Annotated in this window: 15 protein-coding genes and 1 pseudogene; 6 read left to right on the top strand and 10 right to left on the bottom strand. The window is 56.1% G+C overall.

Annotation, left to right across the window (positions count from 1 at the left end; genetic code table 11):
- The first annotated feature begins 7 nt into the window (after positions 1 to 7).
- Positions 8 to 1,159 carry a PQQ-dependent sugar dehydrogenase gene (locus ACWKV5_RS16155; protein WP_483842057.1) on the top strand — a complete coding sequence of 384 codons (1,152 nt, stop codon included), beginning with the start codon at positions 8 to 10 and terminating at the stop codon, positions 1,157 to 1,159.
- 54 nt (positions 1,160 to 1,213) lie between these two features.
- On the opposite strand, the gene rimI is transcribed toward ACWKV5_RS16155, so the two are convergent.
- The gene (rimI, locus tag ACWKV5_RS16150; protein WP_483842056.1) at positions 1,214 to 2,314 is read right to left on the bottom strand and encodes a ribosomal protein S18-alanine N-acetyltransferase; all 1,101 of its coding nucleotides are present in this window, start codon (positions 2,312 to 2,314) and stop codon (positions 1,214 to 1,216) included.
- Positions 2,315 to 2,406: 92 nt separating this feature from the next.
- On the opposite strand from rimI, the gene ACWKV5_RS16145 reads away from it, so the two are divergent.
- From ACWKV5_RS16145 to ilvA, 3 genes and pseudogenes are all read left to right on the top strand, one after another.
- Positions 2,407 to 3,981 (top strand): RimK family protein, encoded by a 1,575-nt coding sequence (locus tag ACWKV5_RS16145; RefSeq protein ID WP_483842055.1) that lies wholly within the window; start codon positions 2,407 to 2,409, stop codon positions 3,979 to 3,981.
- Between the two features lie 7 nt (positions 3,982 to 3,988).
- Positions 3,989 to 4,912 carry a magnesium transporter CorA family protein gene (locus ACWKV5_RS16140; RefSeq protein WP_123431533.1) on the top strand — a complete coding sequence of 308 codons (924 nt, stop codon included), beginning with the start codon at positions 3,989 to 3,991 and terminating at the stop codon, positions 4,910 to 4,912.
- 366 nt (positions 4,913 to 5,278) lie between these two features.
- Positions 5,279 to 6,274, top strand: a pseudogene (gene ilvA, locus ACWKV5_RS16135) (threonine ammonia-lyase, biosynthetic); the annotation flags it as partial.
- Positions 6,275 to 6,304: 30 nt separating this feature from the next.
- Here ilvA and eco read toward each other — a convergent pair.
- On the bottom strand, positions 6,305 to 6,787 hold the full coding sequence (eco, locus tag ACWKV5_RS16130) for a serine protease inhibitor ecotin (protein WP_483842054.1): 483 nt from the start codon (positions 6,785 to 6,787) through the stop codon (positions 6,305 to 6,307).
- A 284-nt stretch (positions 6,788 to 7,071) separates the two neighbouring features.
- Between eco and ACWKV5_RS16125 the strand changes: the two genes are divergently transcribed.
- Complete coding sequence (locus ACWKV5_RS16125; RefSeq protein WP_483842053.1) at positions 7,072 to 7,332, top strand: DUF1652 domain-containing protein; 261 nt, start codon at positions 7,072 to 7,074, stop codon at positions 7,330 to 7,332.
- On the opposite strand, the gene ACWKV5_RS16120 is transcribed toward ACWKV5_RS16125, so the two are convergent.
- Both ACWKV5_RS16120 and ACWKV5_RS16115 read right to left on the bottom strand, forming a co-directional pair.
- Complete coding sequence (locus tag ACWKV5_RS16120; RefSeq protein ID WP_483842052.1) at positions 7,329 to 7,724, bottom strand: hypothetical protein; 396 nt, start codon at positions 7,722 to 7,724, stop codon at positions 7,329 to 7,331. The genes ACWKV5_RS16125 and ACWKV5_RS16120 overlap by 4 nt on opposite strands.
- A 90-nt stretch (positions 7,725 to 7,814) precedes the next feature.
- Positions 7,815 to 8,075 carry a DUF2790 domain-containing protein gene (locus ACWKV5_RS16115; protein WP_483842051.1) on the bottom strand — a complete coding sequence of 87 codons (261 nt, stop codon included), beginning with the start codon at positions 8,073 to 8,075 and terminating at the stop codon, positions 7,815 to 7,817.
- Between the two features lie 504 nt (positions 8,076 to 8,579).
- Between ACWKV5_RS16115 and ACWKV5_RS16110 the strand changes: the two genes are divergently transcribed.
- Positions 8,580 to 8,876 (top strand): hypothetical protein, encoded by a 297-nt coding sequence (locus ACWKV5_RS16110; RefSeq protein WP_483842050.1) that lies wholly within the window; start codon positions 8,580 to 8,582, stop codon positions 8,874 to 8,876.
- A 61-nt stretch (positions 8,877 to 8,937) separates the two neighbouring features.
- Here the strand turns inward: ACWKV5_RS16110 and ACWKV5_RS16105 are convergent, their stop codons facing one another.
- The 6 genes from ACWKV5_RS16105 to ACWKV5_RS16080 all read right to left on the bottom strand — a co-directional run bounded on the left by ACWKV5_RS16105 (position 8,938) and on the right by ACWKV5_RS16080 (position 16,335).
- The gene (locus ACWKV5_RS16105) at positions 8,938 to 9,588 is read right to left on the bottom strand and encodes a DUF2931 family protein (RefSeq protein ID WP_483842049.1); all 651 of its coding nucleotides are present in this window, start codon (positions 9,586 to 9,588) and stop codon (positions 8,938 to 8,940) included.
- Between the two features lie 18 nt (positions 9,589 to 9,606).
- Positions 9,607 to 10,260, bottom strand: a complete 654-nt coding sequence (locus tag ACWKV5_RS16100; protein WP_483842048.1) for a DUF2931 family protein — start codon at positions 10,258 to 10,260, stop codon at positions 9,607 to 9,609.
- A gap of 18 nt (positions 10,261 to 10,278) precedes the next feature.
- Entirely contained in the window at positions 10,279 to 10,932 is a 654-nt protein-coding gene (locus ACWKV5_RS16095) for a DUF2931 family protein (RefSeq protein WP_483842047.1), read from the bottom strand.
- Between the two features lie 21 nt (positions 10,933 to 10,953).
- A complete protein-coding gene (locus ACWKV5_RS16090; protein WP_483842046.1) occupies positions 10,954 to 11,604 on the bottom strand; it encodes a DUF2931 family protein in 651 nt (216 codons plus the stop codon).
- The gene (tssI, locus tag ACWKV5_RS16085; protein WP_483842045.1) at positions 11,597 to 15,091 is read right to left on the bottom strand and encodes a type VI secretion system tip protein TssI/VgrG; all 3,495 of its coding nucleotides are present in this window, start codon (positions 15,089 to 15,091) and stop codon (positions 11,597 to 11,599) included. Before tssI ends, ACWKV5_RS16090 begins: the two co-directional genes overlap by 8 nt.
- A 293-nt stretch (positions 15,092 to 15,384) precedes the next feature.
- On the bottom strand, positions 15,385 to 16,335 hold the full coding sequence (locus tag ACWKV5_RS16080) for a carbohydrate kinase family protein (RefSeq protein WP_483842044.1): 951 nt from the start codon (positions 16,333 to 16,335) through the stop codon (positions 15,385 to 15,387).
- Between the last annotated feature and the right edge of the window lies 1 nt (position 16,336).

The raw sequence follows: 16,336 nt of genomic DNA, 5'->3' as shown, positions 1-16,336 counted from the left end.
ATCGTGCATGTTGCGTAAAACCCTCCTGGCCACCCTGTGTGCCAGCGCATTGATCACCGCTGCCGCGCCCGTCTTCGCAGCATCGACTCAGGAACTGGAAAGCGAGCAGGGCACCCTCGAAGTCACCACGATCACCAAGGGACTAGAACATCCCTGGTCGGTCGCGTTCCTGCCGGATCGCAAGGGCATGCTGGTTACCGAACGGCCCGGCAACCTGCGCGTCGTCAGCGTCGACGGCAAACTCTCTGGCCCGATCGATGGGGTGCCGAAGGTCTGGGCCAAGGGGCAGGGCGGCTTGCTGGATGTAGTGCTGTCCCCCGACTTCCGGCAGGACCGCACGGTTTATCTGTCGTATGCCGAAGGCGGTGGCGCGGGTGACAAGGCCGGCACGGCGGTCGGTCGAGGGCAATTGTCCGAAGACCTGAAAACCCTCAAGGACTTCAAAGTGATCTTCCGCCAGGAGCCGAAGCTCTCTGTCGGCAACCATTTCGGTTCGCGTCTGGTGTTCGATCGTGACGGCTATCTGTTCATCACCCTCGGCGAAAACAATGTCCGGCCCACCGCCCAGGACCTCGACAAGCTGCAAGGCAAAGTCGTGCGGATCTACCCGGACGGCAAGGTGCCGGACGACAACCCCTTTGTCGGTCAATCCGGCGTACGCCCGGAAATCTGGTCCTATGGCCAGCGCAACCCGCAAGGCGCGGCGCTCAATCCATGGACGGGTGTTCTGTGGGAGAACGAACACGGGCCACAAGGCGGCGACGAGTTGAACATCATCGAACGCGGCAAGAATTACGGCTGGCCGCTGGCAACCCACGGCATCAACTATTCGGGCAATCCGATCCCGGAAGCCAAGGGCAAGACCGCAGAAGGCACCGTGGCGCCGCACCATGTCTGGGAAAAATCCCCCGGTCTGAGCGGGATGGCGTTCTACGACGGGGATCGCTTCAAGCCTTGGCAGCACAATGTGTTTATCGGTGCGCTGGTGAGCCAGGAGTTGATTCGCTTGCAGTTCGATGGCGACAAAGTGGTTCACGAAGAGCGCTTGCTGGGTGAGCTCAAGGCGCGAATTCGCGATGTGCGGCAAGGCCCGGATGGGTATTTGTATGTATTGACCGATGAAGACGACGGCGCGTTGTACAAGGTTGGCCTGAAGTAACCCTTACTTGTGGCGAGGGGGCAAACCCTCTCGCCACAGTGTCGGTAGCGCGGCTTAGTTATCTCGCTGGGAGAGAATCACCGCCGCCCGCAATTTGCCCCGGCCAAAACTGCTCATTTTCTCGAACTCCCCGTGGCTCACCGGCAGATGCTGGCAGTCCATGGGCTGGCGATGCTGACTGTGGTCGACATCCGGATCATGCAGGTAAACAAACTCCTCATCGCAATCGGTGACAATGACCCAATGCGGTGATTTGGAGCGGGTCAGTCGATAGCTGCTGATCAACACCAGCGGCTGGCCGCCGTCATTGAGCAAGCGTGGCAAGTCCAGCGGGCCGCCGATGACCTGCTCGACATCGGTGGCCTGCAACTGCGCAGTGAATTCTTCGTGCACCAGGCGCATGACGTCTTTTTTATGCTCATCACGCACCCCGTCGAGAAACAACGGCCCCGTCATGCTCAGTTGCAGACGCACGCCAAATCCGCGATTCCATGCGGCCAACGCCAGGCCTTGCGGGCTGCAACCGCCGTGACCAGAGGTCATGAACACGGTCGTCGCCTCGCGCCAGAGTTGCAGCTCTTCGCGGCGTTCCAGCTTGCGGTCATTCTGCAGCGCGCCCATGGCCATCAGCAGGCAGGCCGGGCCGCAGGTGAAATCGGTGGTCTGCGGGTAGTACGGCACTTTGATGTTTCTTGAATCACGGTGCTGGAGAATGCGTTTCTCCAGGCGCAACGCATCGGCGTGGTCTTGGTAATAGTCATGAATCAGCGCGAAACGCCGGTAACCGTTGCGCTCGTAAAGCGCAATCGCCGCCGGATTGTCCGTGCGCACTTCCAGCCGCACGTAGGCACAGTCGTGTTCCAGCGCACAGGCCTCGATACGTTGCAGCAACTGCTTGCCCAGTCCGCTGCCACGCGCTTGGGCGGCAATCGCAATCGAATAGAGACGGGCCAGCGACGTGCCCCGATGAAACAACACCACCGCGTACCCGACCAACTGCTCGTCGCGCGAAGCCACCAGCAACTGTCCGTGAGCCCGTGTGATCATCCATTGAAAGCTGCGACTGGTGAGCCGGTCCGTGGTGAAACATTGCTGTTCAAGTGCCAACAACGCAGATAAGTCTTCAACTACCGCCAAGCGAAAGACAAGATTCATATGACCGCCGTAAAAGTTGCGTAACGAAACGGGACTTTCGAAAAAGTTCGTGCTTAATAGGAAAGGTCTTGTTCTCCAACGGATCAATCACTATGTCAGCGGTACAAGGTCATTGGCGCGAAGTATCCGAGCAAACTTCGCCGGCGGCAACTTTTTTAAATGAAGCAGTCAGCACTTCAAGCCAGTTGATTATCATCGTCGAACGCAAGGAAGACTGGGCCTCCTATTTTCCCAGTGAAGACATCGTCACCGCCCAGGAATACCTCGAAAAGGCCCACGACAACGGGCAAGGCAAACGGGTCCAGGTGATCAACCTGTGCCGCAGCTACAAGTACCTGGGGCACGGTTATTACTGCTCGTTGCTGGCGGAAGCGCGGGGGCACAAGGTCATTCCGTCGGTGCGCACCATCAGTGAACTGACCAAAAAATCTTTGTATGGGCTGTCGCTGGATGATCTGGAAAAGCCTCTGGAAAAAGCCCTCACGCACCATCTTTACAGCGACACTGAAGGCTTTACCCTGACTCTGTATTTCGGCAAAACCAATATCGAACCATTGCAGGATTTGGCGCGACAGTTATTTGAAGTCTTTCCATGCCCGATCTTGTTAGTTGAGTTTCGGCGAACTAACGGTTGGCACATTGAAGGCATAAAGTCCGGCGCGTTGCACAAGTTGCGAGAAGACCAGGAAGATCAATTTGCCCACTCGCTGGACAGTTTCAGTCGCAAGATCTGGCGCATGCCGCGTTCACGGCGTCTGGCACGTTATGACCTGGCCATCCTCCACGATCCCCAAGAAACATTGCCACCGTCCAACCCCAAGGCGCTGGATAATTTCATCCGCGTCGGCAAGACCTTGGGCATCGATGTGGAACTGATCGAGCGCAAGGACTACGCGCGCATTGCCGAATACGACGGCTTGCTGATCCGCGAGACCACCAGCGTCGATAACCATACCTACCGTTTTGCCAAGAAAGCCGAGAGTGAAGGGCTGGTGGTGATGGACGATCCGGCGTCGATCCTGCGCTGTACCAACAAGGTCTACCTGACCGATCTGCTCAAGAGTCATCAACTCGGCATGCCGGCCACGGAAATTCTCTACAAGGAGCGACCCGAAGATTTTGAACGGGTCGGCGAGCGCTTGGGCTTTCCATTGGTGCTGAAGATCCCCGACGGTTGTTTCTCTCGTGGCGTGATCAAGGTTGAAAGCCAACAGGCGCTGCTGGAAGCCACCGCCGAACTGTTCGAACACTCGGTGCTGTTGCTGGCGCAGGAATTCTTCTACACCGAGTACGACTGGCGCATCGGCGTACTGAATCGCAAACCGATCTTTGCCTGCCAATACTTCATGTCCAAGGGGCACTGGCAAATCTACAACCACAAGGCCAAGGGGCAGGACATCAACGGCGAATGCCGCACGCTGGCGGTCCACGAGGCCCCGCGCGCCGTGGTGGAACTGGCGGTAAAAACCGCGAACCTGATTGGCGATGGGCTGTATGGCGTCGACCTCAAACAGTCCGGCGACAAGGTGGTGGTGATCGAGGTCAACGACAACCCGAACATGGACGCCGGCATCGAAGACGCCTACCTGCAGGACGATTTGTATTCGTTGGTGCTGGAAGAGTTCGTGCGCCGGCTGGAGCTCAAGCGTCGCGGCCAGGCCTGGTGATCGCTCGATGATCAAGAGCTTTCAACTGACCCACGGCGCCCTGCAATCAGTCGAACGGCTGGACGCCGAAGTGATGCTGTTCAGTAACCCCGATGCCGCCGAGCGCGATCTGTTGCACAGCCACTTCAAGCTCGATGAGCACGCGTTAGCGTCGGCGCTGGACCCGGACGAGGTGTCGCGCATCGAGTTTCATCCCGACAATCTGTTCCTGATCTGGAAACGCCCGGAAAACTATTCCGGCGCCGACAGCCTGGCGTTTGAGGTGTCGTCCTGTGGCTTGTTGTTTTGCGAGCACCGGTTGTTGGTGATCGCCACCGACGATTCCCCGCTGCACGGGCTCGGCACCCGGCAGCGGTTGAACACGCCGCTGGATGTCTTGCTCGACCTGCTGTTCAACAACATCCATCACTATTTGGGTCACCTGAAGGTGATCAAACTGGTTGCCCGGGAGTTGCAGCAAAAATTCAACGCCTCGATGCAGAACCAGCACCTGATCCAGATGTTCAACCTCAGCGAGAGCCTGATCTATTACATCAACGCGATTCACAGCAACGGTGCGGTCCTGACGCGGCTGCGCAATCATGCGGCCAAGGAACACTTCAGCGCCGAAGCGATCAGCCTGATCGACGACCTGATCATCGAAAACAACCAGTGTTACAAACAGGCGGAAATCTACTCCACGGTGTTCTCCGGGCTGATCGACGCCCGGGGCAACCTGATGAACAACAGCATGAACAACCTGCTACGCAAACTGACGCTGATCAACGTGGTGTTCCTGCCCTTGAACCTGATTGCCAGCATTGGCGGCATGTCCGAGTTCAGCATGATGACCGCCGGCACGCCGTGGTGGGTGTCGTATCCGTTGTTTCTGAGCGCGATGATGCTGGGGGCGGGGGTGATGGTGTTGGGGCTCAGGCGGTTGGCGAAATGAATGGGGTGGCAGGTCCGGCCCCTTCGCGAGCAGGCTCGCTCCCACAAGTTTTGTGGCCAATGGAGATCCACTGTGTGCGAGCCTGCTCGCGAAGGCAATCTCAAGAACTCAACTTACGGTCCGGCAAACCACAGACCATAAGGTTCATCAGCCCCCAACTGAAGCCAACGAAAATTGACCATTGACTTGCCATCCGTCCACGGCTAATTTCCAGCCATGACTTCCACCGTATTGCGCTGCCAGCCAAGCATTATTACCGCCATTCCTTATCTGGCGGGCTAGCTCACGACTGCAGCACCCAACCCGCCCTAGAGGCGGGTTTTTACTTTCTGACTCCAGGGCCCCGAACACAGCCAGGAGACGACCATGACCAGCACGCTCGCCCAGCAGACCTTGCTTGAGCATTACGTAAAAAAGATCCTCGCCGCGCCCGTATATGAACTGGCGGTGCGCACGCCGTTGCAAGCGGCACCGGCGCTTTCCGAGGCGTTGGGCAATCAGGTGCTGCTCAAGCGCGAGGACTTGCAACCGACCTTTTCCTTCAAGATTCGCGGTGCCTATAACAAGTTGGTGCAACTTACTGATGAGCAAAAGGCCCGCGGCGTGATCACGGCGTCAGCGGGCAATCATGCCCAAGGCGTGGCGTTGGCAGCGAAAACCTTGGGCATTGTCGCGACCATCGTCATGCCGCTGACCACGCCGGAACTGAAAGTGCTCGGGGTTCGAAGTCGCGGGGCGGAGGCGGTGCTGCACGGTGAGAGTTTTCCGTTCGCCCTCGACTATGCGTTGAACCTGGCTGAACAAACCGGTCGCACCTTTGTGTCGCCCTTCGACGACCCGGACGTGATTGCCGGGCAGGGCACTGTGGCGATGGAGATCCTGCGTCAGCATCAAGGCCCGCTCGATGCGATCTTTGTGCCGGTGGGCGGTGGAGGTTTGATCGCCGGCATCGCCGCGTACGTGAAATACCTGCGACCTGAAGTGCGCATCATCGGCGTCGAGTCGGAACATTCAGCGTGTCTGGCGGCAGCGCTACAGGCGCACGAACGGGTTGTCCTGCCGAGCGTTGGCACGTTCGCCGATGGCGTGGCGGTGGCGCAGATCGGCGCTTATGGCTTCGAAGTCTGCCGGTTTTGCGTCGATGAGGTGTTGACGGTCAGTAATGACGAACTGTGTGCTGCGATCAAGAACATCTATGACGATACCCGCTCGATCACCGAGCCCTCGGGGGCGCTGGCCGTGGCCGGAATCAAGAAGTACGTCGCGCAAACCGGTGCCTCTGGTCAGACGTTTGTGGCGATCGATTCAGGGGCCAATATCAACTTTGACAGTCTGCGCCACGTGGCCGAGCGCGCCGCTATCAGCGGCGTCCCGGCGTGAGGCAGGAAGCTGTTATTCCTGAACGGCTTTCTCGACCTTGCTCGATGCAGACCAGATCCGATAGCGGACTTCGATGTCTTTAGGCACGTAAAGCACGATCGGCAGCTTGCTGTTGTAACGCAGCAAGAAGCCGTCGCCGACCACCGGTACGAAGTCTTTTTTGCTCTTGCCATCCGGACAGGCCATCAGCGTACTCATCGGGCCAATGACTTTATCCAGTCGGTAGAACGGGTAGCCCCAACCCTCGAGGTTTTTTTCCTCAAGCATCCCCCCTAGACGTTGGCGATTGCAGTCCACGGTCAGGGTTTTGCCGGCGAGGATTTCGACCTGGAAGTCGTCTTCTTTCGTTTGCGGGGCAAGATGAATGACCTGGCGGGTAAAACCGCTTTCAGGCTTGGGGAAGGGGGCGATGGTTTCGAGTGTTGCGGCGTGAGCGATGGTCGACAGCCCGGTAACCATTAGTCCGACAGTCGTGGTAAAGGTCAAAGAACCCATGATGCCTCCTTGCGTGTATTCAATTCGTGGCGCCATTCTTACTGCGCTCAGGCCCCAATGCAAACCCGGTGCTGTCAGACGGTAATTTGCAACGCCTTCCAGGGTCCTTCATGCAAATTGCACGGTAGTTTCATTAAGTCTTGCGGCTAAATCATTGATTTGCCGATGAACTGCACGGCGAAATTCAAGGCATGTTTTATGCTTCAGTTGTTCTTAATCTGGCCGGGACTGCACATGAGCCAGCGTTGATTGTTAATTGGCTGTCTCACAAAGGAGGGGTCGCCATGTTTCTTTCTGCCTTGGAACTTCGCAACATCATCGAAAACAGCTTTTTGCCCAAGCGTTGCCAATGCTCGCTGTCCCCGGATTTATTGATGACGATAAAAGTGTACGCGGACGACAAGACCGATCTGCTGGATCTGCACGTGACCGGGATTGATGCCAAAGGGCTGAATGGCTGTCGGGAAATCAACGAATTGATCGCCGGTCTGCGCACCAGAAAACATTCTGAGCTCTTTTCTCCGCATCGGGCGAGGGCGCTTTAACCTGCTGTTTCGAATTCCACCGACAGGCGCCGGGTCTGAAGAAATCCCAGGCCTAGCGCCAGCTCCACCAATACCGCCAGCAAAATGCCCGGCCCGGTATGGCCGTTGAGCCATTCGCCGAAACCCAGTGCCGCCAGACCGAAACAACCAACCATAAAACCGCTGCTTAATGCGCTGCGGATGACGGAGGGTGGTTCGTTTCGAACCCAATAAAAGATCAACCCCAACGCCGCGAACACCACCGCGATGCGCCGCGAAACAACGCCTGTCGCCGAGGAATATTCGATGCCCCAAATCGCCAGCAGCCAGTCGGGCATCAAACCCCAGACCAGCGCCAATACCAGACACAGGGCGGCGGTGAACATCGATAACGTACGAAACGACAACTGCATAGCGAATCCTTGCGGCAGTGAGGGAGGCGCTAAAGCATAACGCCAGAACCCTCACAGTAAAACCGCTTGGTTTCGAATCAGACTTTTCCGTCAGTTTTGATAACTGCAGACGTCAGAAAGCTTCTGGTAGCTGATTTCTTCAGGCTTGCCGGACGTATCGATGTACTTCATGTCGGCGGTAATCACTTTGCATTCATTGGTCGTCGGCTCTGTCAGCGCCACGACTTTGCCGATATTGAGCGGCATGCCGTAGTGATAGGGCGTGGCTTTGGACGTGTCATTGGCCTGGGCAAGCCCGGCAAACGCGGTGCAGGCGAGGGCGGAGGCAAGGAGCAGCATGCGAGTGTTCATGTGACGATCTCCAGTGCAGACGGAAGTCAGTTCGACGATCAACGTCAAACCTGCCGCACTGGGCATCAGAGGAGTCTGAGGGCGTGCGGTCCAGTAGAGTTTTGGACCGCGGCGTTAAGCGATGGTTAACCCACCTGAACGCCGCCTGTCGCGAAGGGCGGTGTCTGACGGATGTTTCGTTAGGAAAAAGGGTACGGAGTCTTCGGCCTGGTCCTACAGAGCTAGACGCCTTATCGACTTTCGCCTGATGGGGGGAGCGATTACTGTTTGGGCTCGCTGCAAAATCAGCGATCGGGTTTGGTCACCTGATGCCATCACACATATGTGTGCCATCATTCGCGCTGCGGACATCCAAGTCCTCGTAGTGTGTTGCAATGGCGGCTGTGTGCTGGACGCCTTCGGGCGAACCGATTTGATGGTATCGGTTGACCAAGCCTGTACACAGCCGCCTCCCATCGTTTGGTCACGGTGCTGGCGTTACTTATTAACCATCGAGTAATCACAATGCCAACGTTCAAACCGTTTCCAGATCGCTATCGCTCACTCAACAGCGGCGTTACCGATTCAAGTCCTTTGCTGATCGACACCGAAGCCAACCCCCAAGACATATTCGAAGCCGGGTTACAGCGCGTACGAGCCTCTACCCAGCTACTTGAAACGCTTCATTGCCTATGTTTCAAACACAGCGATGTTCAAGATATTCCGCACATTACTCACGCGCTCTACTTGCTGACCCAGGACGGGTTTGACCTGTTAGCGGTTGCGCAGCAGCGGATGATGGGGTGGAAGGCGCCGGTCTGACGACTGATCTTTAAAAAAATCCAGCGCTGCTAGGCGCTGGATTTTTGTATTGCGTCATGAATTACCAAGAGCCATACGGCACACCAAACTTTTCGACGTACGCTTTGGAAACGGCGGAAAGGGGGCGGTAATGACCTCCAGACTTACCTTCGTATGGGCCACGCGGATCAATCACGGCTTTTACCGTGGTCACCTCGATCGGCGTCATGCATGGACCGCCAACCCAGACTTTGGCAATACCTCCGGGGACCAGCCTTATACCGATTGACTGACGATAGCCAGTGATCCATTTCCCATCGGCAGCGCAGAAAACCTTTTCACCCTTAAGCATAATCTCCCGAGTAGCCTCAGGGATTTTAACCACCATCAGGTAGGTTTGCGGTTCGACCTGCGACTGCCAGCGGACATAAATCTGCTTGGGCAAGTCGGCCCCTGTCACATGCTTACCGCTGCCGATGCTAGCTCTTTTCGGCCAACCTCGCGGATCGCCAGAATTGTTGGGAGGCTTTAGCATGGAGGCGACTCCACTCATCGCACGTGGGTATACGTGATCCTGAATATCGACCACGTCGGCGGTTTCGATCCAAACTTCCATGTATGCGGGGGCCGAGAACCCCAAGTACCAGGATTTGTAAGGCATTGGCTCGCTGTTGGCGTATGTGCAACCACTGAGCAGAAATGCGCAAATCGTAGTTCGCGAGAAATTACCCATCAGGCTGCTTTGGCTCTGTCACTTCCAAGAATCATAGGGCACACCAAACTTTTCGATGTACGCTTTGGACTGGTCGGATAGCTTGTCGTACTTGCCGCCAGACTTACCTTCATAAGGTCCTCTTGGGTCAATTTCGGCTTTTACCTTAGCCACTTCTATCGCTGGCAGGCACGACCCCATTACCCACACTTTAGCCATCCCTCCGGGTGCCAGATTTATTACCAATACCTCGCGGTAGCCTGTTATCCATTTTCCATCAGCAGCACAAAAGGCTTTTTCACCCTTGCGCATAAGTTCCCTGGTCGACTCGGATATCTCGATAACCATTTTATAAGTTTGAGGTTCAACCAATGATTGCCATCGGACGTAGATTTTTTTGGGTAAGTTTGCTCCAGTTACACTCTTACCTTTGCCCGGCCCCGGCTTTTCCGGCCAGCCTCTAGGGTCGCCCGTGTTATTGGGAGGACTCTGTATCGCAGCTATGCCACTCATGGCACGTCTGTATACTTGGCCTTTTACATCAATCACATCAGCTGTTTCGATCCATACTTCCATATAGTTAGGCGCTGAAAAACCCAAACGCCAAGCTTTGTAAGGCATTGACTCGCCATTGGCGAATGCGCAGCCACTGAGCAATAACGCGCAGAAGGTAGGTCGTAAATAACTAATCATTAGAGTGTCACGGCTCTGTCACTTCCAAGAATCATAGGGCACACCAAATTTTTCTACGTAGGCTTTGGATTGGTCGGACAGCTTGTCGTACTTGCCGCCAGACTTTCCTTCATATGGGCCGCGTGGATCAATAACGGCTTTTACCTTGATCACTTCTATCGCTGGCAGGCACGACCCCATCACCCACATTTTGGCTATCCCGCCTGGCGCCAAATTGATAACCAACGCGTTGCGGTAGTCTGTAATCCACTTACCATCAAATGCGCAAAAAGCTTTTTCTTCCTTGCGCATTATCGCCCTTGTCGTCTCGGGGACGTCGATCACCATTTGGTAAATTTGCGGTTCGACAAGAGACTGCCAGCGTACGTAAATCTTTTTCGGCAAGTCCGCCCCAGTTACATTCTTACCTTTGCCGATTCCTGGCTTTTCGGGCCACCCTCTAGGGTCGCCTGTGTTGTTAGGAGGCGTCTGTATGGCAGCAGTGCCACTCATCGCTCGCGGGTAAACCTGCTCTTTGATATCGACTACGTCAGCCGATTCAATCCACACTTCCATGTAATTCGGCGCTGAAAAGCCCAGGCGCCAGGATTTGTAAGGCATTGACTGGCTGTTGGCGTATGTGCAACCAATGAGCAAAAATGCGCAAATTGTAGTTCTCAAATAGCTATTCATTGGACCGCTCTGGATCTATTGCTACCAAGAACCAAATGGAACACCAAATTTTTCAACATAAGCTTGTGATACCGCTGATAGAGGGCGGTGTTTCCCCCCTGATTCCCCTTCATATGGTCCACGTGGATCAACTTCGGCCTGTACTCTGGTCACTTCAATTGGTGTCAAGCAGGGGCCGAGTACCCAGACTTTGGCGATGCCGCCAGGGGCCAGACCGATCACAATTGCCTTGCGATAACCCGTAATCCATTTTCCATCGGCAGCACAGAACGTCTTTTCACCTTTTTGCATGATCGCTCGGGTTGACTCGGGAATGTCGATCGCCATTTTGTATGTTTGGGGCTCAACCAGTGATTGCCAGCGGACATAGATTTTTTTCGGCAGATCTGCCCCCTTTACGTACTTACCTTTACCCCAGCCGGGCCTTGCGGGCCAACCTTTAGGATTTCCAGAATTATTGGGGGGTGTCTGCATGGCCGCGATGCCACTCATGGCACGTCTATAGACGTTGCCCTGCATATCTATCACATCAGCTGTTTCGATCCAGACCTCCATATAGTTAGGTGCGGAAAAGCCCAGTCGCCACGCGTCATAAGGTAATGGCCCACTATGGGCAGATGTGCAGCCACTCAGTAACAGCGTGATAGCGACGAGGCGTAAAAAATTATTCATTAGGGTGCACCGTGCGCACAGGACCATCGTTGGGGCGGTTGATAAAGACCACGTCTAGATCACTGTTGTTCAGGTTCTTGGCGGCATTCCAATTATCCGACAGATGAACATACCGCTGAAAAAGAAGTTCTTCTTCTTGGGGATTCAGGCCTGTTGTCGGATTCTTTCCCAAAGCGTAAGCCATTAATTTTTCGGAAATCGGGATTAATTCAGCGGGCAGAGCCAGTCTCTTTTCTTGCTCATCAATTTCGACAAAAGGAACGCCATTTTCTACTGCCAGCTTTCGCATAATCCGCAAATATATCAACGACAAATCACTGCGGACTTCACGCTGGCTACTCACCGCCGCATAAACGTGTTTCATATTGGTTGGGGTTTCTTTGCCGGTGGTGCGATACGGCACTTCCCACGTCCGCACTTCCAGAGGAAGGTTATATTGGGCCAGTTGATCCTGAAGCCTTCTCAAGTCTTGCTGCGCAAGCTTATAGCTATTGGTTTCTGTAAAAGCGGTTCTTTCTCCGACACTGCTGCTCCATGGTTTACTCACCAATACTCGTTCTGTCGCTTTCGGCAGATACCCACCGCCGAGGTCGGAATGCACGCCGGGTAAGACAATATCTGCCGCGCCCGCACTGTTCAGAGAGAAGTTATAACGCCGCTCATTTCGGGCAACTAGATGGACAATTTTTTTAGCTGCATCTGGAGTCAAAACAATATTAATGCCGGGGTTGTCGGCGTTATGGCCATTGAAGTCCAGCAATAACGGGTTGGCAACTGCCGCTACGGTGTCGTAGATGCCTATAAAATCTATCGCTATATCTTTTTTGGCATGCCATTTAAAGCCATCGGCTAATACTGGGGAGCCAGCAGGCAGTGCTTTGGCGAGGATACTTTTTTCACCCTTAAGGACTTCATTGGCAAAGTCCCGTGCGGCGGCTGCACCGCGACTGAATCCGAAAATATCAAACTCTATCCGTTCAACACGTTTGTCTGGGTTGCTGTCTTGAAACGCTTGGATAGCCTCAAGAAGAAGTGCAGGTGTTTCTTCAACACGAGCCCTGACTCCCTGAGAGCCCAATCCGGTGCCCTGTGAGTAGAGGGAATCCTCTCCGGTGCTACTGGTACCAATACCCTCCACATATATCGCTAAATTCGCTGTTTTTGCGTCAATTGGTAGAGCTTTGTCTTGATCATCTTTGTAAAGGTCGTACAGCTTTGCCACATTACTGGTGTCATTGCCGTAACTGTTATCCGGCGAACTCCCTTTGCCGTCATAACCATGTGCCGCGCAGAACTGACGAATATCCTCAGCCGACTCCTCCAGATTCACATCCGGCGCAAAGCAGCCAAACACTCGTTCACTATTACTGCGGTTATTCCCCGTACCATCAAAGAACATCCCAATCCGCAACGTAATATCTTCCAGCTCAACCTCTTCTTCCTCTTCCTCCAGCTCTTCCTCCTCAGCCGGACGTGCTGCCTTAGGCTCCGAATCAGCCACCGCATTAAACTTGCCAACCGGCGGAGCACTCAGCATTTTCCCTGCTGCGGCAGCCGCTGCTGCACCCGGAATAATCGGCGGAAGAATCTTAATCCCACTCCCCGAACCCGGCGCCCCACCCGAATTGGTCTTCACCTCAGCCCCACTTATCGTCACGCCCCCGGCATCCACCTTGACGAAACTCCCGCCAGCCTTGGCCGTCAGTTCCATCCCGCCTTCAACGACCACCTTGTCGCCAGCGTTGTAGTGAATCTCTTCACCCGCCTCGACAAACTGCGCAGTGCCGACCTTCACATGCTGGGTCGTCGCCACCGTCAGGTGATCATCGGCCCGCGCTTCAGTTTTGCGGTCCAGATGGGTAATGCGGTGTTCTTCAACCTTGAACTCGCTGAAGGCATTGGCCTCGACCGTGTCGTGCCGCTCATTGCCGATGCGGATTTTCTGGTCGTGTTCGATGTTTTCATCCCAGTCGCGCTGGGCGTGGAGGTAGATCTGTTCGGCGCCTTTTTTGTCTTCGATGCGAAATTCGTTGTAGCCCTTGCCGCCCGGTGAGCTGAGGGTCTTGAAGGTGCTGCGGGTTTTGTTCGCCGGCAGGTCGTAGGGGACGACGTTTTCCTTGTGGTACAGGCAGCCGGTGACCAGTGGCTGGTCGGGGTCGCCTTCGAGGAAGGTGACGAGGACTTCCATGCCGACGCGCGGGATGGCGATGCCGCCGTAGGCACTGCCGGCCCAGCCAGTGGCGACGCGCAGCCAGCAGCTGGTTTTGTCGTTGGCCTGGCCGTCGCGGTCCCAGAAGAATTGCACTTTGACGCGACCGTACTGGTCGCAATGGATTTCTTCGCCCGGCGGGCCGGTGACGATGGCGGTCTGGCTGCCGAGGACTTGTGGTTTCGGGTGTTCGAGGGCAGGGCGGTAGTGCGCGTCCCACGGCGTGGCGAGGAAGCGGTTGCGGTAGCCCTGGTGGAAATCGTCTTTGTTGTGGGTGACGTCGCTGGTGATGTTCTCGCCGAGCACTTGCGGCTGTTTGCCTTCGTGAACCACTTCCAGCAGCAGCCAGAGGTCGTTCCACTCGGCGCGCGGGTGTTCGCTCAGGGTCATGAAGTGGCCGCTGACCAAGGTCGGTTCATCACCTTTGCCTTCGGCGAGTTTGTAGTCGCTGCGATGGCGTTCCAGCGCACGGGTTGCCAGTTGTTTGCCGCGTTCGCGAGTCAGGAAGAGGCCGGGGTAATCGTAGTCTTCGAGGTCCGGGGCGACTCCGCTCTTGGCGGCGCCTTCGGGCAGGATGCGTGGCTTCTCGAAGTCGTAGTCGCGGCGGCTGACGCGGCTGGTGCGGGTTTCCAGACGCAGGTTGAAGCGCTTGATCACCGGGTTCTCGGCGGCCATGCCGGAGTCTTGCTGGTAGGCCACGGGCGCGAGTTTGCGGAAAACGGTCTGATCATCGCCGAACACCAGCTTGTGGCCGCTGGCGCTGTGCTGGAAGTGGAAGTGAATGCCTTCTTCTTCGCACAGGCGCTGGATGAAATGCAGGTCGGATTCGTCGTACTGCACGCAATAGTCGCGGTCCGGGTAAACCGCACCGAGCTGGAAACTGTAGGCGTCAGCGAGGATGCCGCGCGCTTCCAGGACCTGCGCGATGATCTTCGGCACGCTTAACTGCTGGAAGATTTGCTGGTCGTGGTTGTGGCGCAGGTAGGCCAGTTGCGGGCACAGGCTGATGCTGTAGCGGGTCAGTTTTTTACCCGAGTCGCCTTGCTCGATGCGATAGACCAGACCGTGGATGATGCCTTTGCCGGTTGCGCCGAAGGTCAGGCAGCCCGGTTTGTGCAGGATCTCTTCGAGTTTCAGGTCGGGGCGGGCGCTGACCAGTTCTATGTCGAAACAGAACGGCTGGTTGAGGGCTTCACGGCCGACGAAACTGAGGACTTGCAGGTCGGCGGAAACGCCTTCCAGCGTGAGGGAAATATGGGTTGCGTTAGCGTCCAGCATGCCTTGAATTCCGTCCTTTGGATAAGCTGGGGCGGATGGTGCAGGATTAAACGGCCTCGTTCAAGGCGCAAATGGCGTAGGTGCGGGGGGCTTGAGGGATCGGGAAAACCCTTAGTGGCACGGTTTGAGCCAGTGAGTACAGGGGTACTACTTAATGTGCCGCTCTTGGAAGTGCTCAATAGCTGGAATTGGCGGTGTGAGTAATATCGCCTTCGCGAGCAGGCTCGCTCCCACACTGGATTTGTGAACGACACAAAACCCGTGTGGGAGCGAGCCTGCTCGCGAAGGGGCCATCAGCTTGAGCGAAGATCCAACTGATGCCGATACGGCAAATCCGGCCCGGTCTTGCTGCACGTCAACGCCGCCGCCTGCACCGCAAACTTCAACATCCCGTCAATCTGTTCACGGCCGAGCGATTGCACACCTTCCACTGAATCCAACTGCTGCTCGGTCAACCAGGTAATCAACGCCGCCTGAAACGTATCGCCAGCCCCCACCGTGTCGGCAATCTTCACCGAACTGGCCGGCACCGACCACGAACCATGAACCCGGCTGAACACCGTCGCACCTTCGCCACCCCGGGTCAGGAACACCAACTGACAGCGATGCTGCAGCCAGCCTTCAATCACGCGCTGCGGATCCTGCTCGGGATACAACAGGCTCAAATCTTCATCGCTGACTTTGATCAAGTCCGCATATTCGACCAGCGTCGCGATCCGCGAACGCCACAGGTCGATATTCGGCTCAGGATTGAGCCGCACATTCGGGTCGAGGCTGATCAGTCGTTTACCGCTTTCGCGTTGCACCAGCGCCAGCAACGTGTCGGCAATCGGTTGCACCACCAACGAGAACGAACCGACGTGCAAACCGCGCACTTCAGGCCCCAATTCCGGCAGGTGTTCCGGTTTCAGCTGACGATCCGCGCAGCCTTCACCGCGAAAGCTGTAATGCGGCGAGCCGTTGGCGCCCACCGCAACCATCGCCAATGTCGTTGGGGCGGCGGAGTCCACGAGGAAGTCCGGGCGCACGCCTTCGTCCTTTAACACTTGCTGCAAACGCCGGCCGAGGTAGTCGGTGGAGAGTCCGGCAAACAGCGCCGAGTCCACGCCCAAGCGGCGCAAACCGACCGCGACGTTGAACGGCGAGCCGCCGGCAATCGCCTTGAAATTCACTTTTGAAGCCAGGCCGCTGGCATCTTCTTCGCTGAAGAAATCGAACAGCGCTTCGCCACACACCAGATACATA

The sequence above is a fragment of the Pseudomonas oplopanacis genome (genome assembly GCF_057128725.1).
The sequence above is the reverse complement of the archived record's forward strand: the minus strand, read 5'-3'. Positions and strand labels throughout refer to the sequence as shown.

Bases quoted from the DNA above. Each gene is read 5' to 3' on its own strand.
- ACWKV5_RS16155 (WP_483842057.1), top strand. From the start codon at position 8: ATGTTGCGTAAAACCCTCCTGGCCACCCTGTGTGCCAGCGCATTGATC.
- rimI (WP_483842056.1), bottom strand. From the start codon at position 2,314: ATGAATCTTGTCTTTCGCTTGGCGGTAGTTGAAGACTTATCTGCGTTG.
- ACWKV5_RS16145 (WP_483842055.1), top strand. From the start codon at position 2,407: ATGTCAGCGGTACAAGGTCATTGGCGCGAAGTATCCGAGCAAACTTCG.
- ACWKV5_RS16140 (WP_123431533.1), top strand. From the start codon at position 3,989: ATGATCAAGAGCTTTCAACTGACCCACGGCGCCCTGCAATCAGTCGAA.
- eco (WP_483842054.1), bottom strand. From the start codon at position 6,787: ATGGGTTCTTTGACCTTTACCACGACTGTCGGACTAATGGTTACCGGG.
- ACWKV5_RS16125 (WP_483842053.1), top strand. From the start codon at position 7,072: ATGTTTCTTTCTGCCTTGGAACTTCGCAACATCATCGAAAACAGCTTT.
- ACWKV5_RS16120 (WP_483842052.1), bottom strand. From the start codon at position 7,724: ATGCAGTTGTCGTTTCGTACGTTATCGATGTTCACCGCCGCCCTGTGT.
- ACWKV5_RS16115 (WP_483842051.1), bottom strand. From the start codon at position 8,075: ATGAACACTCGCATGCTGCTCCTTGCCTCCGCCCTCGCCTGCACCGCG.
- ACWKV5_RS16110 (WP_483842050.1), top strand. From the start codon at position 8,580: ATGCCAACGTTCAAACCGTTTCCAGATCGCTATCGCTCACTCAACAGC.
- ACWKV5_RS16105 (WP_483842049.1), bottom strand. From the start codon at position 9,588: ATGGGTAATTTCTCGCGAACTACGATTTGCGCATTTCTGCTCAGTGGT.
- ACWKV5_RS16100 (WP_483842048.1), bottom strand. From the start codon at position 10,260: ATGATTAGTTATTTACGACCTACCTTCTGCGCGTTATTGCTCAGTGGC.
- ACWKV5_RS16095 (WP_483842047.1), bottom strand. From the start codon at position 10,932: ATGAATAGCTATTTGAGAACTACAATTTGCGCATTTTTGCTCATTGGT.
- ACWKV5_RS16090 (WP_483842046.1), bottom strand. From the start codon at position 11,604: ATGAATAATTTTTTACGCCTCGTCGCTATCACGCTGTTACTGAGTGGC.
- tssI (WP_483842045.1), bottom strand. From the start codon at position 15,091: ATGCTGGACGCTAACGCAACCCATATTTCCCTCACGCTGGAAGGCGTT.
- ACWKV5_RS16080 (WP_483842044.1), bottom strand. From the start codon at position 16,335: ATGTATCTGGTGTGTGGCGAAGCGCTGTTCGATTTCTTCAGCGAAGAA.